Source organism: Bradyrhizobium sp. CAR08, from assembly GCF_052871955.1.
Genome location: NZ_JBIXJX010000035.1, coordinates 16,620 through 38,711 on the forward strand (window position 1 = coordinate 16,620; position 22,092 = coordinate 38,711).

At 58.4% G+C, this 22,092-nt stretch carries 18 protein-coding genes and 4 pseudogenes; 12 read left to right on the top strand and 10 right to left on the bottom strand.

Annotated elements, in window-relative coordinates; genetic code table 11:
- Positions 1–17: 17 nt before the first annotated feature.
- Positions 18–947, bottom strand: a complete 930-nt coding sequence (locus ACIPUD_RS38090) for a TauD/TfdA dioxygenase family protein (RefSeq protein WP_446482780.1) — start codon at positions 945–947, stop codon at positions 18–20.
- A gap of 566 nt (positions 948–1,513) precedes the next feature.
- On the opposite strand from ACIPUD_RS38090, the gene ACIPUD_RS38095 reads away from it, so the two are divergent.
- The 5 genes from ACIPUD_RS38095 to ACIPUD_RS38115 all read left to right on the top strand — a co-directional run bounded on the left by ACIPUD_RS38095 (position 1,514) and on the right by ACIPUD_RS38115 (position 5,634).
- Positions 1,514–2,857, top strand: coding sequence for an LLM class flavin-dependent oxidoreductase (locus ACIPUD_RS38095; protein ID WP_446482781.1), 1,344 nt, complete (start codon positions 1,514–1,516; stop codon positions 2,855–2,857).
- Positions 2,858–2,922: 65 nt separating this feature from the next.
- Positions 2,923–3,063, top strand: a complete 141-nt coding sequence (locus ACIPUD_RS38100) for a hypothetical protein (RefSeq protein ID WP_446482782.1) — start codon at positions 2,923–2,925, stop codon at positions 3,061–3,063.
- 106 nt (positions 3,064–3,169) lie between these two features.
- Positions 3,170–3,382 carry a hypothetical protein gene (locus ACIPUD_RS38105; protein WP_446482783.1) on the top strand — a complete coding sequence of 71 codons (213 nt, stop codon included), beginning with the start codon at positions 3,170–3,172 and terminating at the stop codon, positions 3,380–3,382.
- A gap of 1,886 nt (positions 3,383–5,268) precedes the next feature.
- Positions 5,269–5,427, top strand: coding sequence for a hypothetical protein (locus ACIPUD_RS38110; protein WP_377791320.1), 159 nt, complete (start codon positions 5,269–5,271; stop codon positions 5,425–5,427).
- Positions 5,428–5,445: 18 nt separating this feature from the next.
- Positions 5,446–5,634, top strand: coding sequence for a hypothetical protein (locus ACIPUD_RS38115; protein WP_446482784.1), 189 nt, complete (start codon positions 5,446–5,448; stop codon positions 5,632–5,634).
- Between the two features lie 337 nt (positions 5,635–5,971).
- Here the strand turns inward: ACIPUD_RS38115 and ACIPUD_RS38120 are convergent, their stop codons facing one another.
- Together ACIPUD_RS38120 and ACIPUD_RS38125 are read right to left on the bottom strand one after the other, a co-directional pair.
- The gene (locus ACIPUD_RS38120) at positions 5,972–6,172 is read right to left on the bottom strand and encodes a hypothetical protein (protein WP_446482785.1); all 201 of its coding nucleotides are present in this window, start codon (positions 6,170–6,172) and stop codon (positions 5,972–5,974) included.
- Between the two features lie 621 nt (positions 6,173–6,793).
- Positions 6,794–7,675, bottom strand: a complete 882-nt coding sequence (locus ACIPUD_RS38125) for a transglutaminase-like domain-containing protein (RefSeq protein ID WP_446482786.1) — start codon at positions 7,673–7,675, stop codon at positions 6,794–6,796.
- Between the two features lie 179 nt (positions 7,676–7,854).
- Between ACIPUD_RS38125 and ACIPUD_RS38130 the strand changes: the two genes are divergently transcribed.
- The 6 genes and pseudogenes from ACIPUD_RS38130 to ACIPUD_RS38155 all read left to right on the top strand — a co-directional run bounded on the left by ACIPUD_RS38130 (position 7,855) and on the right by ACIPUD_RS38155 (position 12,368).
- Positions 7,855–8,289: a transglutaminase N-terminal domain-containing protein gene (locus tag ACIPUD_RS38130; RefSeq protein ID WP_446482787.1), complete on the top strand. Its 435-nt coding sequence runs from the start codon at positions 7,855–7,857 to the stop codon at positions 8,287–8,289.
- The gene (locus tag ACIPUD_RS38135; RefSeq protein WP_446482788.1) at positions 8,177–8,479 is read left to right on the top strand and encodes a DUF1045 domain-containing protein; all 303 of its coding nucleotides are present in this window, start codon (positions 8,177–8,179) and stop codon (positions 8,477–8,479) included. Before ACIPUD_RS38130 ends, ACIPUD_RS38135 begins: the two co-directional genes overlap by 113 nt.
- A gap of 706 nt (positions 8,480–9,185) precedes the next feature.
- Complete coding sequence (locus tag ACIPUD_RS38140; RefSeq protein ID WP_446482789.1) at positions 9,186–9,572, top strand: MarR family transcriptional regulator; 387 nt, start codon at positions 9,186–9,188, stop codon at positions 9,570–9,572.
- A 404-nt stretch (positions 9,573–9,976) separates the two neighbouring features.
- Positions 9,977–10,242, top strand: a pseudogene (locus ACIPUD_RS38145) (DUF3551 domain-containing protein).
- Positions 10,243–10,503: 261 nt separating this feature from the next.
- Positions 10,504–10,867, top strand: a pseudogene (locus ACIPUD_RS38150) (hypothetical protein); the annotation flags it as partial.
- A gap of 266 nt (positions 10,868–11,133) precedes the next feature.
- Positions 11,134–12,368, top strand: a pseudogene (locus ACIPUD_RS38155) (diaminopropionate ammonia-lyase).
- 254 nt (positions 12,369–12,622) lie between these two features.
- Here ACIPUD_RS38155 and ACIPUD_RS38160 read toward each other — a convergent pair.
- Positions 12,623–13,225, bottom strand: a complete 603-nt coding sequence (locus ACIPUD_RS38160; RefSeq protein WP_446482790.1) for a GNAT family N-acetyltransferase — start codon at positions 13,223–13,225, stop codon at positions 12,623–12,625.
- 1,194 nt (positions 13,226–14,419) lie between these two features.
- Entirely contained in the window at positions 14,420–15,187 is a 768-nt protein-coding gene (locus ACIPUD_RS38165) for a polysaccharide deacetylase family protein (RefSeq protein ID WP_446482791.1), read from the bottom strand.
- A 776-nt stretch (positions 15,188–15,963) separates the two neighbouring features.
- Between ACIPUD_RS38165 and ACIPUD_RS38170 the strand changes: the two genes are divergently transcribed.
- On the top strand, positions 15,964–16,233 hold the full coding sequence (locus tag ACIPUD_RS38170) for a hypothetical protein (protein WP_446482792.1): 270 nt from the start codon (positions 15,964–15,966) through the stop codon (positions 16,231–16,233).
- Positions 16,234–16,328: 95 nt separating this feature from the next.
- Here the strand turns inward: ACIPUD_RS38170 and ACIPUD_RS38175 are convergent, their stop codons facing one another.
- The 5 genes and pseudogenes from ACIPUD_RS38175 to panB form a co-directional block, all read right to left on the bottom strand.
- Positions 16,329–18,248, bottom strand: a complete 1,920-nt coding sequence (locus ACIPUD_RS38175) for a methyl-accepting chemotaxis protein (RefSeq protein ID WP_446482793.1) — start codon at positions 18,246–18,248, stop codon at positions 16,329–16,331.
- A 1,012-nt stretch (positions 18,249–19,260) separates the two neighbouring features.
- A complete protein-coding gene (locus ACIPUD_RS38180; RefSeq protein WP_377791330.1) occupies positions 19,261–19,500 on the bottom strand; it encodes a hypothetical protein in 240 nt (79 codons plus the stop codon).
- 420 nt (positions 19,501–19,920) lie between these two features.
- On the bottom strand, positions 19,921–20,121 hold the full coding sequence (locus ACIPUD_RS38185; protein WP_377791331.1) for a hypothetical protein: 201 nt from the start codon (positions 20,119–20,121) through the stop codon (positions 19,921–19,923).
- Positions 20,122–20,599: 478 nt separating this feature from the next.
- Positions 20,600–21,365 (bottom strand): annotated as a pseudogene (gene panC, locus ACIPUD_RS38190) (pantoate--beta-alanine ligase).
- A gap of 20 nt (positions 21,366–21,385) precedes the next feature.
- Positions 21,386–22,092, bottom strand: a 707-nt coding sequence (panB, locus tag ACIPUD_RS38195) for a 3-methyl-2-oxobutanoate hydroxymethyltransferase (protein WP_446482794.1), incomplete at its 5' end; no start/stop codon positions are given.

Consider the following 22,092-nt stretch of genomic DNA (forward strand, 5'->3'; position numbering starts at 1 on the left):
TCGTGAGCTGATCAGGATCAAGCGGCTTTGGCGGTCTGGGGCTTGGATTTCTTGACGCGCGTCACACTGCGGCGACCGTCGACGCTGAGCGGTACATCGCCATCGATGGTGGCCCGGCGCACAACGCGGTGCTGGTCGCCATAGTCGTTGACCGCGTAATGTTGCGTGGCGCGATTGTCCCAGATCGCAACGTCGCCGGCCTCCCAGCTCCAACGAACGGTGTTTTCCGGCGCCGTGATATGCGACTGGAACAGGTCGAACAGCTTCTGGCCGTCGGATTTCGGCAGGCCAACGAAGCGCTGCACGAAATTGCCGAGCACGAGCGTGCGCTCGCCTGTCTCGGGATGGACGCGCACCACCGGATGCTCGGTCTCAAAGATCGTTCCGGTGAACACCTCGTCGAAGTGCTTCTTGTCCGCCTCGGTTGCCCGCGTCTTCACGGCATAATCATAGGCGTTGCTGTGAACGGCCCACAGTTCGTCGGCGAGCTTGCGCAGGGGCGCCGGCAGGTCGAGATAGGCAGCTGCCGTGTTCGACCAGACGGTGTCGCCGCCGTAGGGTGGAATCACCACGCCGCGCAGCACCGAGATTTTCGGATAGGCGTCGACGAAGGTGACATCCGTATGCCATTGGTCGGCGCGGCCACCGCCTCGGCCCGAGTCCAGCTCCAGGATCGACGACGTGCCCTTGATCGCGCCGACCGTCGGATGGGGCACCAGCTTGCCGAGTCTGATGGCAAAGCGCTCCTGTTCGGCATCGTCGAGATGTCCCTGGTCCCGGAAGAAGATGACCTTGTGTTCGAGCAGCACTTGGTTGATGGCACGGATGGTCTCGTCCGAAAGCTCGCCCGACAGTTTGATGTTCCTGATCTCGGCGCCAAGCCTGGCCGCACGCTTGACGATGTCGGCGCGCGGAATGACGTTATCAATTGTTGTCGTGTTGCTCATGGTCGTGCTCTCGTCACTGCGATCCCCGTGGACAACGCTCCGCCATGCGCCGGTCGCGGAAACGACGGCGGAGATAGATGAAATCATTTCTGGCTAGGGGCCCTACTCGGCCGCAACGTGCTCCGGCAGACGGCCCGAGCCGGGACATCGGTCACTGCGATCGAATTGGAGCATGATGAAACGACCTCGCGTTGAGGTCCTGAATGGTACGAGCGATCGATCGTCAGTCAATGAAACAAAACCAGCTTTGTTTTCGGCGAGAGGCAACGAACGCTTCATTAGCAATGCTGACACTGAAAGATTTGCAATGATGACTGCCTGCCCGGCTGCAAGAGCGGCGCAATTTGACGCGACGCAACGCACTTCTCGTCCGGTGACGCGATATAATCGTTACAACCGCCGCCGTTCCTCGTGGTGACGCCTGCTCTCGTCTTTGATTGGCGCTCTGCTCGCAAGCTTCGTGCCTGCATCCACCTCAACAATGCAAATTCATTTCATCGACATCAGCGCGACTGCAGACGTAGAGTCTCGCGTGCTACAGCTCCCAATGCACGCGGATCTCACACATGAGCGAACGACGGCAGCTTTCACTCAACTTCTTCATTTATCCAGACGGCCATCACGAGGCGGCCTGGCGTCACCGGAGTTCGGCAGCCAATCGCATCCTCGACGTCACCTATTACCAGGAGCTGGCGCAGCGCGCTGAAGCGCACAAGTTCGACGCGGTCTTCTTCGCCGACGGCCCGGCGCTGGCGGACAATGTCCGCTATGCGCAACGGTTTCGACTTGAGCCGATCACCCTGCTCACCGCGATCGCGTCCGCTACCAGTCGGATCGGCCTGATCGCGACCGCATCGACGACTTATACTAAGCCCTACAACCTGGCGCGGCTGTTCGCCTCGCTGGATCACATCAGTAGCGGTCGGGCCGGCTGGAACATCGTGACAACGAGCACGCCGCAGGCCGCGCAAAACTTTGGCTTGCCCGAGCATCCTCCGCATCACGAACGCTATGAGCGGGCGCGGGAGTATCTGGACGTCATCACGCGGCTTTGGGACAGTTGGGAGGACGACGCGCTCATCAACGACCCGATCTCGGGTGTTTTCGCCGACACCGGCAAGATCCACGCAATCAATCACGTCGGAAAGCATTTCCGCGTGCGTGGGCCGCTCAACATCTCAAGGACGCCGCAGGGACGACCGGTCTATGTCCAGGCCGGCTCTTCCGACGACGGACGCGCCTTTGCGGCACGTTTCGCAGAGGCGATCTTCACCGCGCATCAGACACTGGCGAGCGCCCAGGAATTCTATGCCGACATCAAGCGTCAGGCGCGCGCCTTCGACCGCAGTCCCGATCAAATCAAGATTCTGCCCGGCATCAGTCCTTTCATAGCCAGCACGCAGATCGAGGCCGATCGGCTGCAGGACGAGTTCAACGAGCTGATCCAGCCCGAGTATTCGCTGACCCAGCTGCGCCAGATGATCGGTCTCGACCTCTCTGGGTTTGACCTCGATGGCGCCTTTCCCCGCCATCTGATCGATACCGAGGGCGCCCACGGCGCTGCCAGCCGCTTCAAGCTGGTGATCGACATCGTCGATCGCGAGAAGCCGACGATTCGTCAGCTCGTGCAGCGCCTGGCCGGCGCCCGCGGCCATTGGGTGATTGCCGGACCGCCGGAAAAGATCGCCGACAACATCCAGACCTGGTTCGAGAATGGCGCGGCCGAGGGTTTCAACGTCATGCCGCCCTGGCTGCCCGGCGGGTTCGACATCTTCGCCGAGCAGGTCGTGCCCATTCTGCGCAAGCGCGGCCTGTTCCGTCACGACTACAGGGGCACAACGCTGCGCGATCATTACGGCCTGAGCCGGCCGGCCAGCATCTTCTCCAACGCCATTCAGGCGATCGCATAGTTCGCCTGTCGCAAGAGAAGCCTAACGGATTGCTTTCATTGGGCCGCTGGACGGCTAAGACGCGAATGAGCAACAGATTTCTCTATGCCCCGGAAACCGAGCTGCGGTGTCTTCGAAATGCGCTGCGCTTTCCGAAGCTGGTTTTGGCGATGCACGAGCTTCGCAACGAGAGCGGCTGGTTCGCCGCTCTGGCCTCGGTGGTGTAGGAGCGCGGGCTCAGCCGCTGCGAGTGTAGGATCGACGTGCGGCTCGACACGCGTTCCCAAGATCAGCCGTAGTGGTGCGTCGAATTGCTCCTTTTCTGCTCGGCATGTGGCGCCGCAGGATCTGTCACCAAACATCGCACTGAAACTCGTCACCGAACGCCCGTTTGCCAATCCGGAAGTCGCCGCCGCCCGCCATCTCCTTCAGCTGGCGTCGGTCATCGAGCCGGTACAGGACGGCCGTGTCCGCATCGAGAAGATCAACTATCCTTTCCTCTACCCACTTAAGGAAACCGGCGCAGAGTTCGGCGCGCCGGCATAAGGTGCGCTGCAGAGAAGGGCGAGCTGCATGAGAGCGGCACATACGTTCGGCTGCAGACGCCCGCCGAGGATCTGCTCCGTCAGTAGAGGAGCGTGAAGGAGAACCACGCCGCGAGAGACGCGCAGAGGCAAATTCCAAAATAAGGCAATACAAGGCGCATCGGACTTCCCTCCGAAGCGCAAATGTTGATCATCATCTCATGCGCGGACGACGACCACCAGGAATCAGGGGTTGCAATCGCGCGCCTTCCGGCAAGCTGGGACGCGCGTTCCCGACGGAACATAATGCCCGATAGTCACGTTTCGGTTCCCGCGAAGTTCAGCTTGCAACCAAGAAAAGGTTAGCGATAGATTTTGCGAACCGGGGCTGGCTGCATATTTCAGTTGGATATTTAACCCGGCTTTTTTGACCATGCGCGGGCCGCAGCGATTTAACCTCCCGCTGCGGCCTTCGTACGAGCGGTTACACCAGCTAGCGCGGATCGGTGAACCTGTTTCTCAGCTTGCACGAAGTCTTTTCCCACCCGGCGAAATCCTCCTGAAACATGCGGGCGATAGTGGCAGCATCGAACACGGGGATGCCAACATGCTAGTCCTGATGAACCTAATCTGGCGGCGCGTTGCTTATACGATGCTCGCCGGTATGCGGTCCAAGCTCGTCCGGCAGTAGGGTAGAGGGGCTGTCGCCTGGGGGGCCACCACATGCCCAAGCAGATCGCGATAGTCTTGTGGTCCTTGGCTGCGCGTGATCGCATTCAGCAGGGCAACGCTGGTTGCATCGCAGTAAAAAGGGGAAAACCCGCCGCCTCGTGAGACGGCGGGTCTCTATGCCCATGCGCACCGCGGTACTTGTCACCAGGCCGCGATGGCGGCTTTTGTACCTGTTAGGTATTGCCGACAGGTTACCGGCTCGCTGGGCGTCTGCCGCTCGCCTGCCGTTCGGTGGCGGGCTGAAGGCAAAACGACGCCAAGGAGTCCGCTAGGCCAGCCAGCAGCGCGCCGAACCCTTCTCTAGGTTTAGAGCGGGGGCGGTAGCTACGTCCCGCCACCGGGAGGGACCCGTGACCGCTATTCGGCTATCGAAGGCATTGCGTGAAACGGTCGACAAATGGGCTGGCAAGCAGGAGGATCAGTCCGGCCGTTCCGAAGCCATTCGCCGAAGTCGGGATCGGGCTGAAGGCGAAGGCAGAATAAACGCATTCAACGGTCGAGGGGATGGACCATGAAGCGACTATTCGGACTTATCGCACTGCTCATTGCGACTGGCGCGTTTGCTCAAACCGCTCCGCCGAAAGCCGCCAAAAAGCCGCCTGTTCAGGTCAAGCCGCAGGCGCCAATGGGATGCAAGCCCGTCGGCACGGTCAGGGGAACCAAGATTTGGGCCGGCGATTGTACAGCGCCCTCAGATCTCAGGGGCAGCGCACCAGCCGCCGAACCCACGGCGCCAGCAGAACCGCCCGGAGCGCCCGCTAAACAATAGCGGGCTTCCTTTCCCGTTCCGTCCGCGCCGAGCGGGCGAACTTGCCATCGTCTGCTCTGAGGACGATATTCGGATTATCTAAGGTAACTTCCGGCAGCTTACAGGCTCATTTCGATGGAGGCTGCGATGCTCGCATTGGAATTGCCGCACTGGTTGATTGTTGCTGGCAGCGCGCTGGTGATGGCTGGACTTGTAGGCCTAGGGCTTACCCGAAACAGACAGGTTGAGAGTGATCCCCTTATGCTTCCGGGGGACGTAAGTTCATCGAGATCTGAAAGGGCCGATCCATCGGGGCCCTCGGGCACCAGGGATTCAGGCTAAAACCCCATCCCTCGGAGCGCATCCGCGCGCAGGGAACATTTGGCCTCCCGCCGAGTCCCTATCGGGACGTGCTTGTGAGGCGACCAATGGAGAAAGCGGTTGCCTACGCGATCTCAATCGGAATTGTCGGCTTCGGCGCCTGGGGCCTCGTTGCCGGCCGCTCCTCGAGCGCACCCATTTTCTGGTCATGCGTCGCTCTCGTCGCCATTGCAGTCGGCATCTGGAGCGTTTGCAGCGACAGCTAAAGCACGTTGCGGGCGATCATGGACGTGACGGCAACCGAGCGCGATTTCCTGAGCCGTCTGGCTTCGCAATTCTGGACCAGCCCGCCGTTGTTTGACCATGAGCTCGTCGGCCGGTTGGTCGAGCTGGGACTCGTCGAGGCCGAACTGCTGGCATCGGGCGAAGTCGCGTACAGCATTACCGCGGCCGGCCGAGTTACTTTGTCCTGATCGTGTGCCGCGTGTGTGCTCAGGAGGCGGGCTCTGTTATTTGTGAAAATGGCTCAAAATTGGCGGCGTGTCCGTCACGCTTCATCCGAACGCGCCTCCATTGCCAAGGCTTTCTTCAAACGGAGAATACCCCGCCCTTCCGAGAGCGAAGGGTTTTGATTCTGCTTCGTTCGTATCGGCGTAATCTCCTAACTGGGACGCCGGAGGCGCGTTCCGTCTGTGAATACACCCGACGTTTTCTAGAACCGCGAACGCCTTTGAAGGTTGCATTTCTGCGAACGCTTCTCGAACAGTGCACGAACAGGATGTGATAAAAGAGAACGGCCCTCGGGACCATTTAGGGAATCTCGCTCCTGCTTCGGCTCGGTCCGCTGCTGTGCGGCTTGTTGAGGACGAACCCGCGGTTGCCGAAAGCCGCCTCAGCGTATTGATCAATTGCGACCTGGATGGCCTCGATGTGCGCCCTGCACCATCCTTCACGGGTCGAGAGCCGCCGCGTCTGTTCGAGCGACTTCAGGAAGTCGGGGGCGTCCTGCATGTCGGAAACGTACTTAGGCCGCTCGGCTACTTCCTGCCTCCTATAAGGGGCCCCCAACGCACAGAGCTGGGGCTTGGAAGCAAAAACGCCGCCTGCTCAATGAGCGCAGGCGGCGGCTTTCCAGCCCCGGGAGGGTGACGCGCAAAATCCCGATAGGGTCCAGGCTATCACGATTTGTGCGAAGGATTTATTAAGCGTCCTCGGTCGCCACTGCGGCGCGTACCGTCTCAGGCTTCAAGTAATTTTGCCTTCCAAAAATCAGCTGCGAGTGCGCCTAGGAAAAAAGGCCGCCGAGCTGAGGAGAACGAAACGTTGCCGCCGACATCTTCTGCATCTTTGGACAGGAATTCGTTTGCAAGCCAACAATCCGAAAGAACTCAGCAAGCAGGTCCTCCATGCGGAACGCCTCTCCTACACAATCAGCAACATGCAGGCGTCCCGCACATTGAAGACCATGGCCGAGCAGCGGCTGATGACCTTGAGCACTCAGAAGTGTCGGCTTGCAATCGGAAGGCTCAGCAAAACCTCCGCTCAAAGACAATGGTGGTCCCGCAGCTGGCAATGTGCGCGCGATTGTCGGCAGTAAGCATGCTTGGAATCCGTCGCAGTCGCAATTGCCGTTCAAGCAAACCGCCGCTGGCCCACCAAACCGTCGTGTGATGGATCAATGTTCGGCTGAAGCGGAAACGCTTCGTGAGCTGGCACTTCCTCAGTCACTACGTTGAAGCGCACAAGTTTCGTTGGTCCAAGCGAAGTTGAGAGAGCGACGTCAGCCGCGTCCCTACCACGCGCAATTACCACACGACCGATGCGAGGCTGATTATGCCGAGCGTCGAAAGTGTACCAATCCCCGCCGATGTACGCTTCAAACCATGCGCTGAAATCCATCGGCGCCGGATCCGGCGGAACTCCGATATCGCCCAAGTAGCCCGTGCAGTAACGTGATGGAATGCTCATGCATCGACACAAAGCGACAGCGAGATGAGCGAAGTCTCGACAGACGCCCACTCGTTCTTGGTTACCTTCAAAAGCGGTGCGATCGCTTCGGGCAAAGTGGTAGCCGAACTGAATGCGGTCGTGCACATAATCGCAAATGGCTTGAACCCGCTGCCAGCCTCCGTTGATCTGCCCGAATGTGGACCAAGCAAAATCTGTCAGCTTTTGCGTATCGCAGTAACGGCTGCCCAACAGATATATTAAGGAGTCGTCTGGTAACTCGTGCAGCGGGACCTGAGTAGCATTGGGTGCGACTGCATCGGGCAGACCACTGTCCTCAATGATGAACTCGTTCCGAATCTCGATCAGCCCGCTCGGCGCGACTAGCCGCGTACAAATATTACCGAAAACATCTCTGTAATCCCTGGTATGTACAATCGGTGCCACGCGGATGGCATGGTCCGTCAAGATCTCTGACGCGCGGGACGGATGGACGGTGAGCATAAGCACCATCGGAACGTCCTGGAAGCACTCGAACACGATTTTGTAGCCTGCCCGAATCTTCAAAGCCGTGTCCTTACCCGTCTGCGTTTACTGTGGCAGACAAAGCCCACTGGCCCTTGTTTGTTCCGGGATCTTCTCAGGTATGCTGCTGAAATGAACGGCATTCGTGGTCGAACAAATCCATTTCCACGTGCGGCCTGCGATCAGGACCGGGTCTTATGTTATAGTCCAGAGCGCATTCGATGATCGTTTACACCGTCCACCACAGCACCGTTTATCGCTACCGTAGGTCCGTAGGGCTTGGCCAGCATCAAATACTCTTTCGTCCGAGAGACAGTTTTGATCAGCGGCTACTGGACTGCAAACTTGAGGTAAGACCGGACCCGGTCGAAATCCGCTGGATACACGACGTATTCGGTAACTGCCTCACGCTGGTTGACTTCAACACCTTGGCAGAGGTGCTCGAGTTTGAAACGACCATCCGTCTTGAGCATACGCCAGAGAAAGCTCCAGACTTTCGGATCGAGGAATACGCTCGGGAGCATCCTTTCGCTTATGACGGCAATGAACTGCCGGATCTGGCCCCATACATCCGTCGCCATTATCCAGACGATACAGCCGTTCGCAGGGCTTGCCTTGTGCATCGTCGAAGAGTTCGACGCTTCGAGCCCCGCTGAGTCAGCGCGACTTTCGACGGCGCTTGTGCAGTCAGCTCAACGAGCCCATCTTGTCCGATGGGGTCACTCGTACGTTTTCGATCTCTTCCGCTTCCACATGACGCTAACCGGTCGCGTTCTCGCCGATAGTCAGCCCGAGGTACGGCAGGAGTTGGATGCGGTCTTCGCACCCTTGTTCCTCGACGAATAAGGGCTGGATAGTCGGACAGCCGACGATCGAATTCTCTCGCTCGTCGGGCGGCAAAATCGGCTCTTGGACGGCAACACACGAGATGCAACGCTGCGATTGCGCTTGAATTCGGCGTTTGGGCGATCGTTTTTGATGAATTCCACCGTATCGATTGTGCAAAGTTGCGATTCTGTTAAGCGCAGAGCTGCCCCACGTTAGAAAGACATTCGAGGCCGTTGCCCGGATCCGAGTACGGTCTTCCCGCGTTGGGGGAAACCTGTGGCCGGAGCGTAAGTGATGGAGTGTCGCGCCGGTGCGCGACACCACGAATCGAGGGTCTCTTTTTGAACGTGCATCTCGGCGAGCCTCGTATATTTGGCGAAGCCAATTGGTTGGCAAGCACTAGCCGCCGACATGTAAGCCGGGAGGTCTCGCTGGGAGCCACATACTTCGCGCCACTTCTCGGCATTCTCCGATAATCGACGGAAGTAAGCGCGTGAGGCCCAACACATTGTCCCTGTCTTTGAACCTTGCGAACGAGCTTTGAGCAGGGTCCTAACATTCGACGGCACCGCATTTGGCTAAGCAAGCAACGCGAGGGAGAAATGGCTTTGCTGAGAGCCAGGAGCTGGTGCGGCGATTAACGTTGGAGATCAGGTCCCTCAACGTCTGTCTGGAGGATTTTCTTCACGTCCGAGCCGAGGCACTCGGCATTAGTGGAACACAATTGGCGATCTTGATGGCGGTGATGGACTTAGACAAGGATGGCGGTGCTCCGGCCGGAGTGGTCGCAAAACTGATGAAAGTCGACCCGTCCTTCATCACGCTTCATTCGAAGGCGCTGGAGAAAGTCGGTTTTGTGCGGCGCAAGACCGGTATCAGGGATGCTCGGGTCGTCCAGCTCTCGCTAACGGACAAAGCCCGCAAGCGTCTTGCGGACATCGCTGCACAACAGGAAGAACTGGATCAGTTCGTTTTCGGTGAGCTTGGCATCGAGGAATCGATGAGCCTGTCGAGCCGACTTGCTGGGCTCAGGAAGCGGCTGGAGAGAGCTCGCCTGAAAGCCGAACTGGACACCGGTGGGGCGTCAGACCGAGGGAGGGGCCGACGTTAGAAGGGAGGCGCTTTGGACGATCAACGGTTGCTTGAATGCGTGGCCCGCATGCCCTCATGTGAAGCACCACCATCGTGAGGAGCACATCGGTTCCTCGCGCCGGTCGGCCAGTCCCAGCGGTGACAGGATAAAGTTACCATTTGTGGATCGGGAGCTAGTCGATTTGGGCGACCAATACGGGTTCAGTATGAGGCCAGAGTTCTCTGCGGAGCTCCAGATTTCTGGCTTCTCCAACCTCTTACACGCGGTCAGCCGCTAAGCCTTTGTGGAATCGCAAAGCTCTTGCAGATCGCGCCAAAGTCCGTCGGCCAAGCCGTCTACGAAGCTGTTTGCCATTGACCAAGATCAAAACATCAATTCTAGATTTTCTATCCGCTCAAGTCTGAACGGAGGTTAAAGGTCTCATGCGCAACCTTCCCTTTATCTGTGTGCTTGCACTTTCCATCCTCATCGGCTTTGGATCGCCATTGAGCGCCGCTCCGCGGGGTCGTTTTTTCATTCCACCGGCTCGGCAGGACGTTTATTGCCTCCAGGGACGTATCTGGGGATATGCAGGCAATTGCCAGTTCTCGACCTATGACAGTGCATGGCCACTGCCTCCGGTACCCTAGCCTATTGCGGGATGAATCCGATCTATGCATTCCAGCAACAAGGAGGGCACCCGCGCTGATGCGTGATCGCCAACTGTGGTCGAGACATCAGTCTTTGCGCCTATAAATCGACCCGCCCTGCTGGTTAAGCGTTGGGCTTCCGCCTGGTTGGACGTCCTCGCTCGAAGACGCTCGCGTCCTCAGTTGCCTCGGGACGCCAAGCACAACGATCGGAACGGGATGGCTCATCGGCCTCACGCGCAATTGGGCAATCTTGTCGCACCGGCACCGGCCTCAATCCTCGACCAAATCCGACCGCCGGTTTCGGGGCATCCTGTCGCGGCAAGCGCCGCCAGGCTCTCGGAGGCGCCAAGAACCACATGATTGTCATGCCGGACGCCGATATGGACCACCGGTCGTTGCTCTGAAAAACCTGACGGCTAAGGTCCGCGCCCTGAACGTCGGTCCTGGCACTAGTCCCGAAATGGGGCCGCTCGCAACAAAGCCACATCTCGATAAGGTCCGAGGCTACATCGACGCGGACGTAGAAGAATGTGCAACGCTGATCGAAAGCGTCCCCTTCGGCGATCACCACATGCATGGCCCCGAGGGCGTTCGCTTCTACACCAAGCGCAAGACGATCATGACCCGATGGCCGATGGGATCCGCGCCGGCGCCGAATTCCTCATGCCGACGATGAGCTGATCTTTTGAAGGAGAAGGGCGTGGACGGTCCCACGGCCTTCCCACGTAGCGGATCTCCAGACCCGCCGATATAGCGCTTCGGGCGTAGGTTTCTGTGAACTTTGCTCGATCGTTGTGGGAAGATCGTCGATCAAAAACCTGGTCGTGGCAAAGGCGCGTGCAATACCCAGGCGCTGCTTCAAATCACCCCAGAATAAGCCACTTATATCGTCGTGAAATGAAGTATTCCATACGTAGCGCTACTGACGAGGCAGGAAAGCCAGACCCATGTTTCTCCTCAACCAACACATCAACCACCGCGCTCCCATCGATGCCTCGGACGCCGAAGCGGTGAGCGTCGAAGCCGCTCGCGAGGTCGAGTGGTTTCTCAAACATCGCGATGGCCACAAGGAAACCCCTCTTATTTCTTTGCCAGGCGTTGCTCGCGAGATTGGAGTGGGTTCGATCCATCTAAAGGACGAAGGCCAACGTCTCGGACTTGGGAGTTTCAAAGCCTTGGGAGGTTCCTATGCTGTGATCCGTCTGGTGCTCGAGGAAGCAACTCGGCAGCTCGGTCGCGATGTTGACGTGTCCGAGCTTCACACACCTGAAGTGAGTTCCGTGGCAAAAGGTATGACGGTCTCTTGTGCTACGGATGGCAACCATTGCAGATCAGTTGCTCAAAGCGCCCAGCTCGTTGGTGCAAAATGCGCCATCTTCGTTCATTCAGGCGTGAGCAACGAGCGCGTCGCCGCCATCGCCGGTTTTGGCACGCAGATGATCCGCGTTGACGGCAACTATGACGATTCCGTCGTCCAAGCATCGCGGGTTGCGGCTCAAGAAGGTTGGATCACAGTGTCTGACACGTCTTGGCCTGGCTATGAGCGGATCCAGCGCTTCGTGATGCAAGGATATACCGCCCTTGTGAGCGAAGCACTACGACAGTTGCCGGAGCCGCCGACGCACGTCTTCATCCAGGCAGGCGTCGGTGGGATCGCCGCGGCCGTTGCTGGACATCTATCAATTCTGTTCGGCGACGTCCGCCCGTTCTTCACAGTTGTCGATCCCTCGCGGGCAGCATGCCTCTTCGAAAGCGCTCGGGCCGGGCACCCTGTCAAGGTAGATCATGGACAATCAACAGTGATGGCGATGCTCGAATGCTACGAGCCTTCGCTCGACGCTTGGCGCATTCTTTCACGCACAGCGGACGCTTTTATGACTGTCGACGACGAGGACGCAATCAGCGTGATGAAACGTCTGGCAAATCCGACGGATGGCGATCCCGCCGTCGTGCAGGCGAAAGTGGTGGTGTTGGCCTTGCAGCTTTGCTGAAGACTGCTGCTGACCCGACCTTGCGTGGTAAGATTGGTCTTGGACCCAATGCACGGGTCTTCCTGATCAACACCGAGGGTGCGACAGATCCTCTCCTCTACGAACAGCTCGTCAATGCGACGCCAGCGCAAGTGACCGCGAAGAACAATAAGCCGGTCAAGAACGGCTCAACAGATGGGGCGACCTCGTGAGCCTTTCGTTAGTCATCCGATCCGCAGGCCCGGGGAGACTGGCCAGCATTCGGCCCTGACGGAAGGCTCATCGCCGCGCAGACGCCGGCCCCTGCGTGGCGCAGGGCGTCGTGTCCCTTTGAGCTGGGCACGCGGATCAGCTCACTCAGAATGAGGGGTTTGAGATGCGCCGGTGCTCTCTGACTTGTCGACCGGACTCAAACCCCGCGCTACAAACCTCATCGCGAATTAATCGGGCGCTGGCAAATCGACGCTCACGCAACTTTTGCAGAAGACGCATCCAGGATGCCGCGGCCTAGTGCGCGTTGCCGCCGTGGATTTAACCGCGATCTCCCCGCAGCATTACGTTTCGCACGTTGACTGGCTAAGTCGTGTAACGGCAACTTGAGGCGTGGGCCAATCTCTGCAAACCCGGCCTTCAGGTACAATGCTGAGTTCGGGCTACGACTCCATATGGGTTGCCTCGGCGCCCCCACTTCAAGCTGGCCCCAGCCTTTTGCCGTGCCCAGGCCCACCGCAGCCTCGATGAGACGCATCGCAACCCCAGACGATCGCTGATCCGGCACCACGTAGAGTTCGGTGATAATACCGTACGCTCCGCCCGCAAAAAGGGCGGCGCTTTCCGACAACATGATGAGACCGACCGGGCGCGCCTGCGTGAAGGCCAGAAACCCATAGACGCGCTCTTTCATGGCCAGGAGGTCGACAACAAGCTGGCTATCTAGTCTGCCCTGCTTTTGTCCGCCCTCAAGTTCGGCAAGTAGGGCAGCAACCATGTGAGTCACCGTTGTGGCGTCATCGATAGAGACTTCACGCGTGGTCACCATGTCATATCCTCTTCCAAGTTTAACCAACATACGATCTGGTCCAGCGGCGGCATCAGGAGCCGCCGCAGCACCCGATCCAAAACAGATATGCCGCACGGTTGAAGGTCAGATGACGCCTTAGTTCACACCGAGGTGATAGCGTCTTTGTGTCGCTCCTGGCTAAGTTAAACTATCTCAGGGCTCGAAGGAGTAACTTGTCGAACATCGTGATGGTCGCACGGAGCAGACTCTTCCTCTTTGGACTTGCGTGTCGCCCCACATCGGGTGCTTCGTGTTCATGCCCGGACGTTACAGAGAGCGAGGATGACCGCTTGCGAAAAGGCTCACGGATCTGGTTCTACGCTCCGCCTCGTAGAAAGTTCGAGCGGCAGGCCGACCAGCGATTTGTCGGATCCAGTCCCGAGCAATCACATTCGACGGTCCCATCGCAAGGGCTGCGCGCGTCGCAGAACGAACGCTCATCGGGCCGCGGTAATAACTGAATTACTCACCTTGTCGAAGATGTTGTTGGGCATCACGAGCGTCCCCGACCTCCTTCTTGCCTGAGATCAATGCTCTCACAGAATCGTGGCACGCGCGAGTCCAAGGCACACCGTTTTTGGTAGTGTTTAGATAATTCGCTTTTCTAATTTCTCATCGGACGCGCCATTTGTTGCCGCGCGATGAAGAACATCACGGACGCCCGACGAACGCGTGCAACTTGGTCGTTGAGCGCGGGATTGAGGCCGGCTTCTCTCGTGTTCTCCGAATAGACAACGTCCCGTCCTGATGAGCCGGGTTCACGGCCTGCCATCGCATTGTAGTTAAATGCGTTATGAGAGCATCGTCGGGCTGCGTCGCGCGAGATCGTTTTTTTCGTTCACTTTGCATCACTTTACGATCTGTTTGTTTGGAAGACCTCTTCTAATGCTTGCGGACACGCGTTACAGCGTGAGCCGGTCGCGGCATTTCGGCAGCTTAGGTCACAAGCGGTGGGCTTCTGGATTTCAAAATCAGGAAGTGCTGCCCACGAAGATGCCGAGCGACTATGCGCGCCTACCACTCCTGCCGGCGCGTAAACGGCAAGGATGAGGCAGACGTCTGAGGTGATCTACGTCAATTGCGGTTCCTACTGCCCGAAACGGCTCAGGCGCGATACCGCCTTCATCATTGCACCGGCTAGCATGAACGACGGCTTAGTGGATTCGGGATTGCTCCACTCTGCGCCGCCGTGACATTCCGCCATCAAAGCGTATGGACGTTCCTTTGCAGCGGCGCCGTCGGAACGATGTGAACGACGTGATAGCCGTTGTCGTGCAGGTACCGTAGGAAGGCGGGCATCATCGCGGCGGTATGTGGCTTGGCGTCGTGAAAAAGAATGATCCCCTTCCCCTCGGCATTCAGCCGGCTGGTGATGAGCTTCAGCTCCTGGTCTGGCGTCATTTCCTCCCAGTCGCTGGCCCACAGGTCCGCTCCGAACACGACGATGCCCCGAGACTGGAGTAGCTCGAGCGTCTTAGGGGTCGAGTCGAAATAGGGAAAGCGGAAGAACGGCGTCGAGGGCGCCATCGTCGATACGCCATGGAGCGCCGTTTCGTCGGCCGCAATCCCACGCTCAATGTCCTCTTTTGCCTTCTCGAAGCTGATCTTCGACGCCATCGAATGCGACCAAGTGTGGTGCGCCATGGTGTGGCCTTGCGCAGCGGCGCGCCGCACGAGCTCGGAAAATTGGGCCGACGACTTGCCGACCAGGAAGAACGTGGCTCGAACGCACTCCTGCGCGAGCGCCGCCAGCACCCCTTCTGTGTACGGCGGCTGGGGCCCGTCGTCGAAGGTCAGCACAACTTCGTGGTCGGCCAAGGGCAGCGTCTGGCGAAAGCTCTTCAGTCCGACCCGCGGATATGTCTTGGCGTCAACGACGAGCCCGCGCGAGGTCCCGAGCGCGTCCTTACGCGGGCAGTCGGCCGCGCCCGCAGCCGTGACGCCGGCAAGCACCGCCGTCGCGGCGCTCACGAGGAGCAAGGTCCATCCGTGCAGACATCTGCCATCAAGGTGTCCGGACGGGTGTCTGGTTGCGGCCTTAAACAAGATAGTCCTGCCGTCCTGGCTGGAGTTGCATCACCATGCCGATGGCTTCAGCCACCTCGTTTTCCATTCCGGACTAGCTGATCCGTCGCAGTGGACCTGTGCTCGTATCGGGCTACTTCGCTCCCGAGCGCATCAGATTGTCTGCAGCCAGATCATTTGCTGCGTCGTCCAATTGGAATTGATTTAGCAGGCCATTGTACTTTGCCGGCCTCCACAAACGTCGGCTCGTCCAATGGTCACGTTCGCCTCTACACAGTAGCCATATGGCGATATTGATTAATGCAATGGCGAGGCACTGACGCCGGAATTCCGCGTTCCGATGCCGTTTGTCGGGGATTTCACCCACGACTGTCGGCTTGGGCCGATGGCGCTCCAGCGACCGACAATTACAGCGACTGACCGGCAATACCGTCACCTTCATGAGGCGACGATCTTCCTCGCAGAGGACATGATATCAATCGAACCGCTTAGAAACGGCGGCTTTGCCGCGGAGCCACCAATGCTGCAGAACGCCTACTGGATGCCGACGTTCAGCGTCCTTTCTCCGCAGCACGACCATCGGCTCACAATTCATATGCTCGATGTCGATGGTTCCTCGTCGTCGGATGCAGCCCCTAAGTGAAGGCAAAGACGAGCAGGCTCGAGCAGAGCAGCGCGAGCCCGGCCGCGGTCAGTGCCAGGAAGCTACCGGAAACAAGGTCATGATTGCGCATGAAATACCCTCGATTGCACCGCAGAAGAGAGAGCAGCAATCGCTGCGTTACGTGCTTGACCGGGCAGCACATAAATTCATATTCAAAACCAGCGCATTATTCCTGCTGTTGTTAGGAGGGAAAGCATTTTTCGAGCGTGGTTACGGCTCGCACCGCCGTCTTGCGGCCGAGATAAAGAAACCGCGCATGAGAACCGCAGGAGTGTTCAGCGCTTCCGCGTTTGCAGCTCTAAGAGGCTCGGTCCGATTGAACAACTAGCATTTACACGCCGATCCGAGAGCAGATGGGCAACTTGGCTTCGGAAGAAAGGTCAAATTTCAGGCGTGGAGAGCTTGCGACGTTGACGCGGCGATTTAAGCCGCTTGAACCCTGCACAGGTAGCTGTCTAGTTCGTGCTTCAGCCGAGAGCTTTCCTCACATAGCAGTTCGGCAGACATCAGCACCTGCATCGAAGCCCCTCCGGTTTCCTTTGCACGGTTGGTGACTTCATCGGCGCTCGCTGCCACCTGGGTCGTCCTGGCCGCCGCTTCCTGCAAATTGAACGCGATACTCTTGCTGGTTGCCTCCTGTTCCCCGATCGATTCGACCACGGTCATGGCGATGTCCGAGATGCGGCCAATGATGACGCCAATTTCGGTAAGCGCGCCGACCGACTCTGTCGTCGCGGCCTGAATGCCACCAATGTGCTCGCTGATCTCAACAGTCGCGCGAGCGGTTTGCGTCGCGAGCGATTTCACTTCCTGGGCGACAACCGCGAAACCTCTGCCACGATCGCCGGCGCGCGCGGCTTCAATGGTCGCATTCAGCGCGAGCAAGTTGGTTTGACGCGCGATCGCGGCGATAAGCTGGACCACGCTGCCGATCCGCTCCGCCGCGGCCGTCAAATTAACCATGCGCTGGTCGCTGAGTTCGGCCTTGCGAACCGCTTCGCGCGCCATATTGGCCACTTCTTCGACCCGCCGGCCCATATCGGCGATGGTTGCCGCCATTTCGCCCGTCGCGGCTGCGACACGTTGAACGTTTTCAGACGCATCCTCCGATGAGGAGGCGACCTCGATGGAGAGTTGCCGGCTGTGATCAGCCGAACTGGTAAGGCTGCGTGCGGAGACTTCAAGTTTTGTGGAGGCGGACGAGACAGTGTCGATCACCTTGCCTACGGCGGCTTCGAATTCGCCGGCGAGCCGAGCGATATCGGCCTTCCGCTGCTCGGCTGCGGTACGATCATGTTCGGCCTTTGCGTCGAGCTCTGCTTGCGCCTTCTCGCGAGCTCTCAGCTTGAACATTTCGACTGCCTCGGCCATCTCGCCAAGCTCATCCTTTCGGCCAAGGCCCGGGAGAACCACATCGAACCGACCGTCGCCGAGCTGGCGCATGGCTGCCGTCATCGAAGCGACCGTTTTGGCAATGCGCTGGCCGAACAGTAACGCGAGCAGGCCAACGACCATCGTTGCAAGCCCGATTACCCAGATCAGCTTCCGCCGAATTTCTTCAGCTCGCATTTCCGCAGCCCGCGAGCGCGCGTCAGCGGCAGCCACGATCTTCACGAGCGGCGGGCGGATACGGTCGTAGATCTGTGCGAGATCGTCGACCTGGTCGCTCAGCGCTTGCTGCGTCACCATGAACGACATAAAACTCGACTTGTATGCGCGGATCAGCTCGAGGATCTGGGACTTCAGCTCTGCGGGTAGGCCGCCCTGAGCGAGCGCGGTTTCGAATTCCACCTCCCGGTCCGCCAGTTGATCGCCATATTTGTCTTCGCCGCGCAGCATGAAATCTTTCTCGTGCCGGCGTATCATCAGCATCAAGATCGTGAGGCGTGGCTGGTTCAGCTCTGCCAGCCGTTGCTCGACGGTGTGCACGGCCTTGCGCAGCTTGCCCTGAAATCCGTCCTCTTCGTTGAAGCCGAGGTTGCGTTGCGCTGCCACGAGGTTATGAAAGCGCGTTGCATACAGACCGATCACCGGCCGCAGGGAGGTCGCCTGCTTCAGCGGGTCATCCTCCGGCAACCCCGTCACAAATGCTTCGACGCGACTCAAGTCTGCGAGCTGCTGCTCATAATTGTCCGCATACTTCTTGATCGACACTTCACTGGGCTTGCGCAGGAAGTCGCTCGCGATTTGTCGTGACTCGAGGAAGCTTTGCGACAACGATACGACATCGGCTTTGAATTGGTTGCTGTCGTTCGAAGCGCTCTGGACGAGGCTCGCGTAATTCAGGGCGGCGGCGCAGATTGCACCGGTGACGAGGACCCCGGAAATCCCGAGTAGTGCCATTTGGCCGCGCAATCCAATGCGTGCGCCACGGCAGCCCTTTGATTGCCCGAAAATCCTCATAGCCATTTTACTCATTTTACCCCTTCAATAAGTTTTTGCCCCAGCGCAGTGCTGGTTGTCGCGAGTGCGACGGGCGCATTTCTATATGGAGCTAAACGGGAGAGGACTTCACTCGGTCGATGACAACCTGCCAATTAAATTACATTGATTTCGAAATCCTGAACTCGCAGTGTAGGTGAAGCACTATTGCTCGGCGTCGTGGCGAGCGAACTTTCCCCGACGAGGGTCCGCCGCGATGATAGGGAGCGAAGCTCGCTGGGCAAAAATGGTCCGAGACGCGCTACATAGCCTTGAGGACACGTTGCAGATCTATCAAAGGGAAATCAATTTACAGGCCGATGAGATGCGAAGTGCCAGAACAGGTCGGTAGTAGCTCTCGGCGTGCGACACGTTGATCATTTTTGCATAAAAGATGCGAAACATGCGCGAAGAACGCCGCCAAGCGGCGCTCAATTCGGTTATCCGATCACTCATGCGCGGGATCAGCGACGATTGAAGCGCTCGCCACGGTGTTCTCTCACAAGCTTGGAGCTCTCGATGAGTGATCCATCTGCTCATCTCGATGCTCCTTCAATGGCCCCTTGGGACGTTTTCCTCCCTGACTTCGCCGCGCGTAATCTTCGCGCGGCCTTTTTCCGCATCCAACAAGGTGCCGGTCGATATGCAGGATTCAGCGGGTCTTAAACGGAAAAAACGCGCGGAACGCTGTTAGGACAAAAGGCCACGCCCCGGTCGCCTCATCGAGGCTCCCTTTTTAAGTTCAGGCGACCAAGTCAAGTAAGCAGTGAATCTCTCCTCGTCCATCTCGCGCCCATTCTGTCGACGCTATGGCCCGTAGATGACCTCGACAGATCGACTGTCTGCGAACGCCACAGCGCTTCGCCGTGAACGCGCGATCGCCCTCCCATTAGCCAAACCGAGCGTTTCGAGTGTCGCCCGCCGCTGCCGACGGTCAGTGCTGACGTCTCATCCATAATGGGACCGGATCGAGTGGCGTGCGATAGACCTCGGCGTTCTCGGGGCTGGTGACCCGAACCGCACAGCCTTTGGCCTTCAGGTCCGGATGTACAATAGACAGTTCGATCGCGAGCTGGTCCGCTCGGTCGGAGGCAACCTCGATGTTTTCGAGAATGAGACCGCCTTGATTCCTGTACTCCTCGTCAATCACAAGATCAAAAGAGTAGTACGGCATCCGAAGGCCTCCCATTTGATCGGATTCGTCCCTTGGGGCGCATCCTTACCTCCACTCAGGCTTCGTCAGATGGTCGTCGGTATGAGAGATCACTAGGAGCCGCATCGATGCTACCGACAAGAAAGTCGGTTTTCAGGTGTCGGCTTATCAGCATCAAACACTTATCGGCTTCCTAAAAGCGAAATTCGCTAATCATGGCCCTCGCATCGGCGAAGATCTGCGCCAGCTCAGCAGAATGCAGAGTTTTTCCGTGCGGTCATGGCGTTGATTTTGAGCCAACGCCGCAAGGCAGGAGATCGCCAAGATGGCCATGTCACGCTTAAGCTCAGCATCGGTGCGGCCTCGTCCAGATAGCTCACCAGGAGCTTCAGAACTGTGATCTGGAAATTCAACTGAGCGACAACATCATGTTGTCTAGGCCTACCTCCACATGGTCGGTCTTTCGGAAAGGGCCTCGCGGCCGATCTGTTTGAGGCGGTCGGGCGTCGTCTCACCTCTGATGGCGGCTTCCAGAATCTTCGAGGCGACGTAAGTGCGGGCGCCGGTATCATACGGGGAAAGGCTCTCGCAGACCTCGTCGAGGATCGCGAGCAGAAGCGCGTTGGTAGCGGCATCCAACATTTGGAGATCTTCCCCATCCCTAGTGAGGAAGATAATGCACATTTCGCGTTTCGCGGTTCAAGTGTGTTTGATCGGGTAAGAAATCTGCGACTGCCGCGCCCCGCCACGGAGCGGTCTCCATCTTCTCTTTCTACTTCTCCCAACACACGTTTCTCGGCTTGTGCCGGTGTTCGATTGGGGCTGTCCAGCCTCGATCGCGCTCACGTTTCGATGGACTTTACCGCATCGATGACGCGCTTGTGCTGGTTGGCGAAATCGCCGTGGCCGCCATCTTCATCGCCTGAGATGGGCGGCTAATACGTCTGTCATACCGTTCCGCGAGGTCCAGCAGTCTCTTTCTGATGAAGGGCTCTGCCTTGTCCGCTAGATCGCGAATAATCCGAGCCCGGTCTCTCAGAAACTGTTCGTCCACGAAAACACCCATTCATTGCAAACTTCAGTATTCTGAGACTATTCAGTCGTTTAGTTGTGAGTCGCGCTAAGGAGTCTGCAACGACAGTATCACGTTGTCGATCAGACGCGTCGAGCCGACATAGGCTGCGGCGCATAGTGCAGCGGTACGCCGCAGAGGACTCTCGGCGGGCTTGAGCGTATCAGCGTCGACAAGCTCAAGGTACTGCAGGCGATCGACCGTATTCAACTGCTCCTTTGCGATCGCAATCAGCTGTTCCACGTCGCGCTCTCCTGAGTGAAACTTATCCGCTGCGGCGAACAGCCCACGGCTGATGGCAAGAGCGCGCCGACGTTCTTCCTCGCTTAGATCGCGGTTGCGACTGCTCATCGCGAGCCCGGACGGTTCCCGGACGGTTTGTACGGTGACGATCTTAATTGGAAGGTTGAGGTCAATTGCCATGCGGCGCAGCACCGCGCATTGCTGAAAATCCTTTTGTCCAAAAAACGCGACATCCGGCTGCACCATGTTGAATAGCTTGCCAACGACAGTCGCCACCCCACGAAAATGCCCAGGGCCTGAAAGCTCCGCACATTGCTTTTGCGAGCTCGCCCGGTTCGACGAAGGTCTCAAATTGAGTCGGATAGATCTCCTGTATATCCGGCGCAAAGACGATCGCAACGCCTGCATCGCGACACAGCTCTTGATCGCGCAGGAAGTCGCGCGGATAGGTGCTGAGATCCTCATTTGGCCCGAACTGAGTGGGATTGACGAAGATGCTAACTACGGTGACGTCGCATTGCGTCCGGCTGGCCGCGACCAGCGCCAGATGGCCGTCGTGTAGATAGCCCACTTTGCATGTTGTGCTTTACATCAGGTTGGATTGGAGGGTGACCAGTTCGCGACCGTGTCGCGAAGGCCTTCAGGAAGCCGATAGGACTCTTGCGATGTAGGGAATGCACCGTTGCGGACATCGGCCGCCCAACGCGACAGGGCCTCCTGTAACAACTGGAAACCATTGGCATAGGCACGAACAAATTTGGGGCGATGACCTTCAGTCAATCCCAGCACATCGTGAAAGACGAGCACTTGGCCTGAGCAGCCAGGACCCGCACCGATTCCAATGGTCGGTATCCTCAGGGATTCGGTCGCTCGCGCCGCGAGCTCACCCGGAATACCCTCCAGGACGAGAGCGAAACAGCCGGCCTCCTGTAGACGGTGGGCGTCAGCGAGCAGGCGCAGGGCGTCATCGGCCTTCCGGCCCTGCACCTTGAACCCACCCATGACATTGACGCTCTGCGGAGTCAGGCCGAGATGGCCCATCACAGGAATTTCGCAATCGACCAGGGCGCGCACTATTTCGACGCGCTTGGCTCCGCCCTCGAGCTTGACAGCGTCGGCGCCACGCTGCAAAAAACCGCCGGCGTTGCGTATCGTCTCCGCTGGACTGAGATGGAAGCTAAGAAAGGGCATATCGGCCACGAGCAAGGCACGAGGCTTTGTGCGTACAACGGCTTCGAGGTGATGGTTCATCATCGCCATGCTCACCGGCAACGTATCATCGAATCCAAGACAGACGT

Bases quoted from the DNA above. Each gene is read 5' to 3' on its own strand.
- ACIPUD_RS38170 (WP_446482792.1), top strand. From the start codon at position 15,964: ATGATTGCGCATGAAATACCCTCGATTGCACCGCAGAAGAGAGAGCAG.
- ACIPUD_RS38120 (WP_446482785.1), bottom strand. From the start codon at position 6,172: ATGCAGGACGCCCCCGACTTCCTGAAGTCGCTCGAACAGACGCGGCGG.
- ACIPUD_RS38135 (WP_446482788.1), top strand. From the start codon at position 8,177: ATGAACTGCCGGATCTGGCCCCATACATCCGTCGCCATTATCCAGACG.
- ACIPUD_RS38160 (WP_446482790.1), bottom strand. From the start codon at position 13,225: ATGTTGGTTAAACTTGGAAGAGGATATGACATGGTGACCACGCGTGAA.
- ACIPUD_RS38180 (WP_377791330.1), bottom strand. From the start codon at position 19,500: ATGCCGTACTACTCTTTTGATCTTGTGATTGACGAGGAGTACAGGAAT.
- ACIPUD_RS38095 (WP_446482781.1), top strand. From the start codon at position 1,514: ATGAGCGAACGACGGCAGCTTTCACTCAACTTCTTCATTTATCCAGAC.
- ACIPUD_RS38100 (WP_446482782.1), top strand. From the start codon at position 2,923: ATGAGCAACAGATTTCTCTATGCCCCGGAAACCGAGCTGCGGTGTCTT.
- ACIPUD_RS38110 (WP_377791320.1), top strand. From the start codon at position 5,269: ATGGAGAAAGCGGTTGCCTACGCGATCTCAATCGGAATTGTCGGCTTC.
- ACIPUD_RS38090 (WP_446482780.1), bottom strand. From the start codon at position 947: ATGAGCAACACGACAACAATTGATAACGTCATTCCGCGCGCCGACATC.
- ACIPUD_RS38175 (WP_446482793.1), bottom strand. From the start codon at position 18,248: ATGGCACTACTCGGGATTTCCGGGGTCCTCGTCACCGGTGCAATCTGC.
- ACIPUD_RS38130 (WP_446482787.1), top strand. From the start codon at position 7,855: ATGATCGTTTACACCGTCCACCACAGCACCGTTTATCGCTACCGTAGG.
- ACIPUD_RS38185 (WP_377791331.1), bottom strand. From the start codon at position 20,121: ATGTTGGATGCCGCTACCAACGCGCTTCTGCTCGCGATCCTCGACGAG.
- ACIPUD_RS38115 (WP_446482784.1), top strand. From the start codon at position 5,446: ATGGACGTGACGGCAACCGAGCGCGATTTCCTGAGCCGTCTGGCTTCG.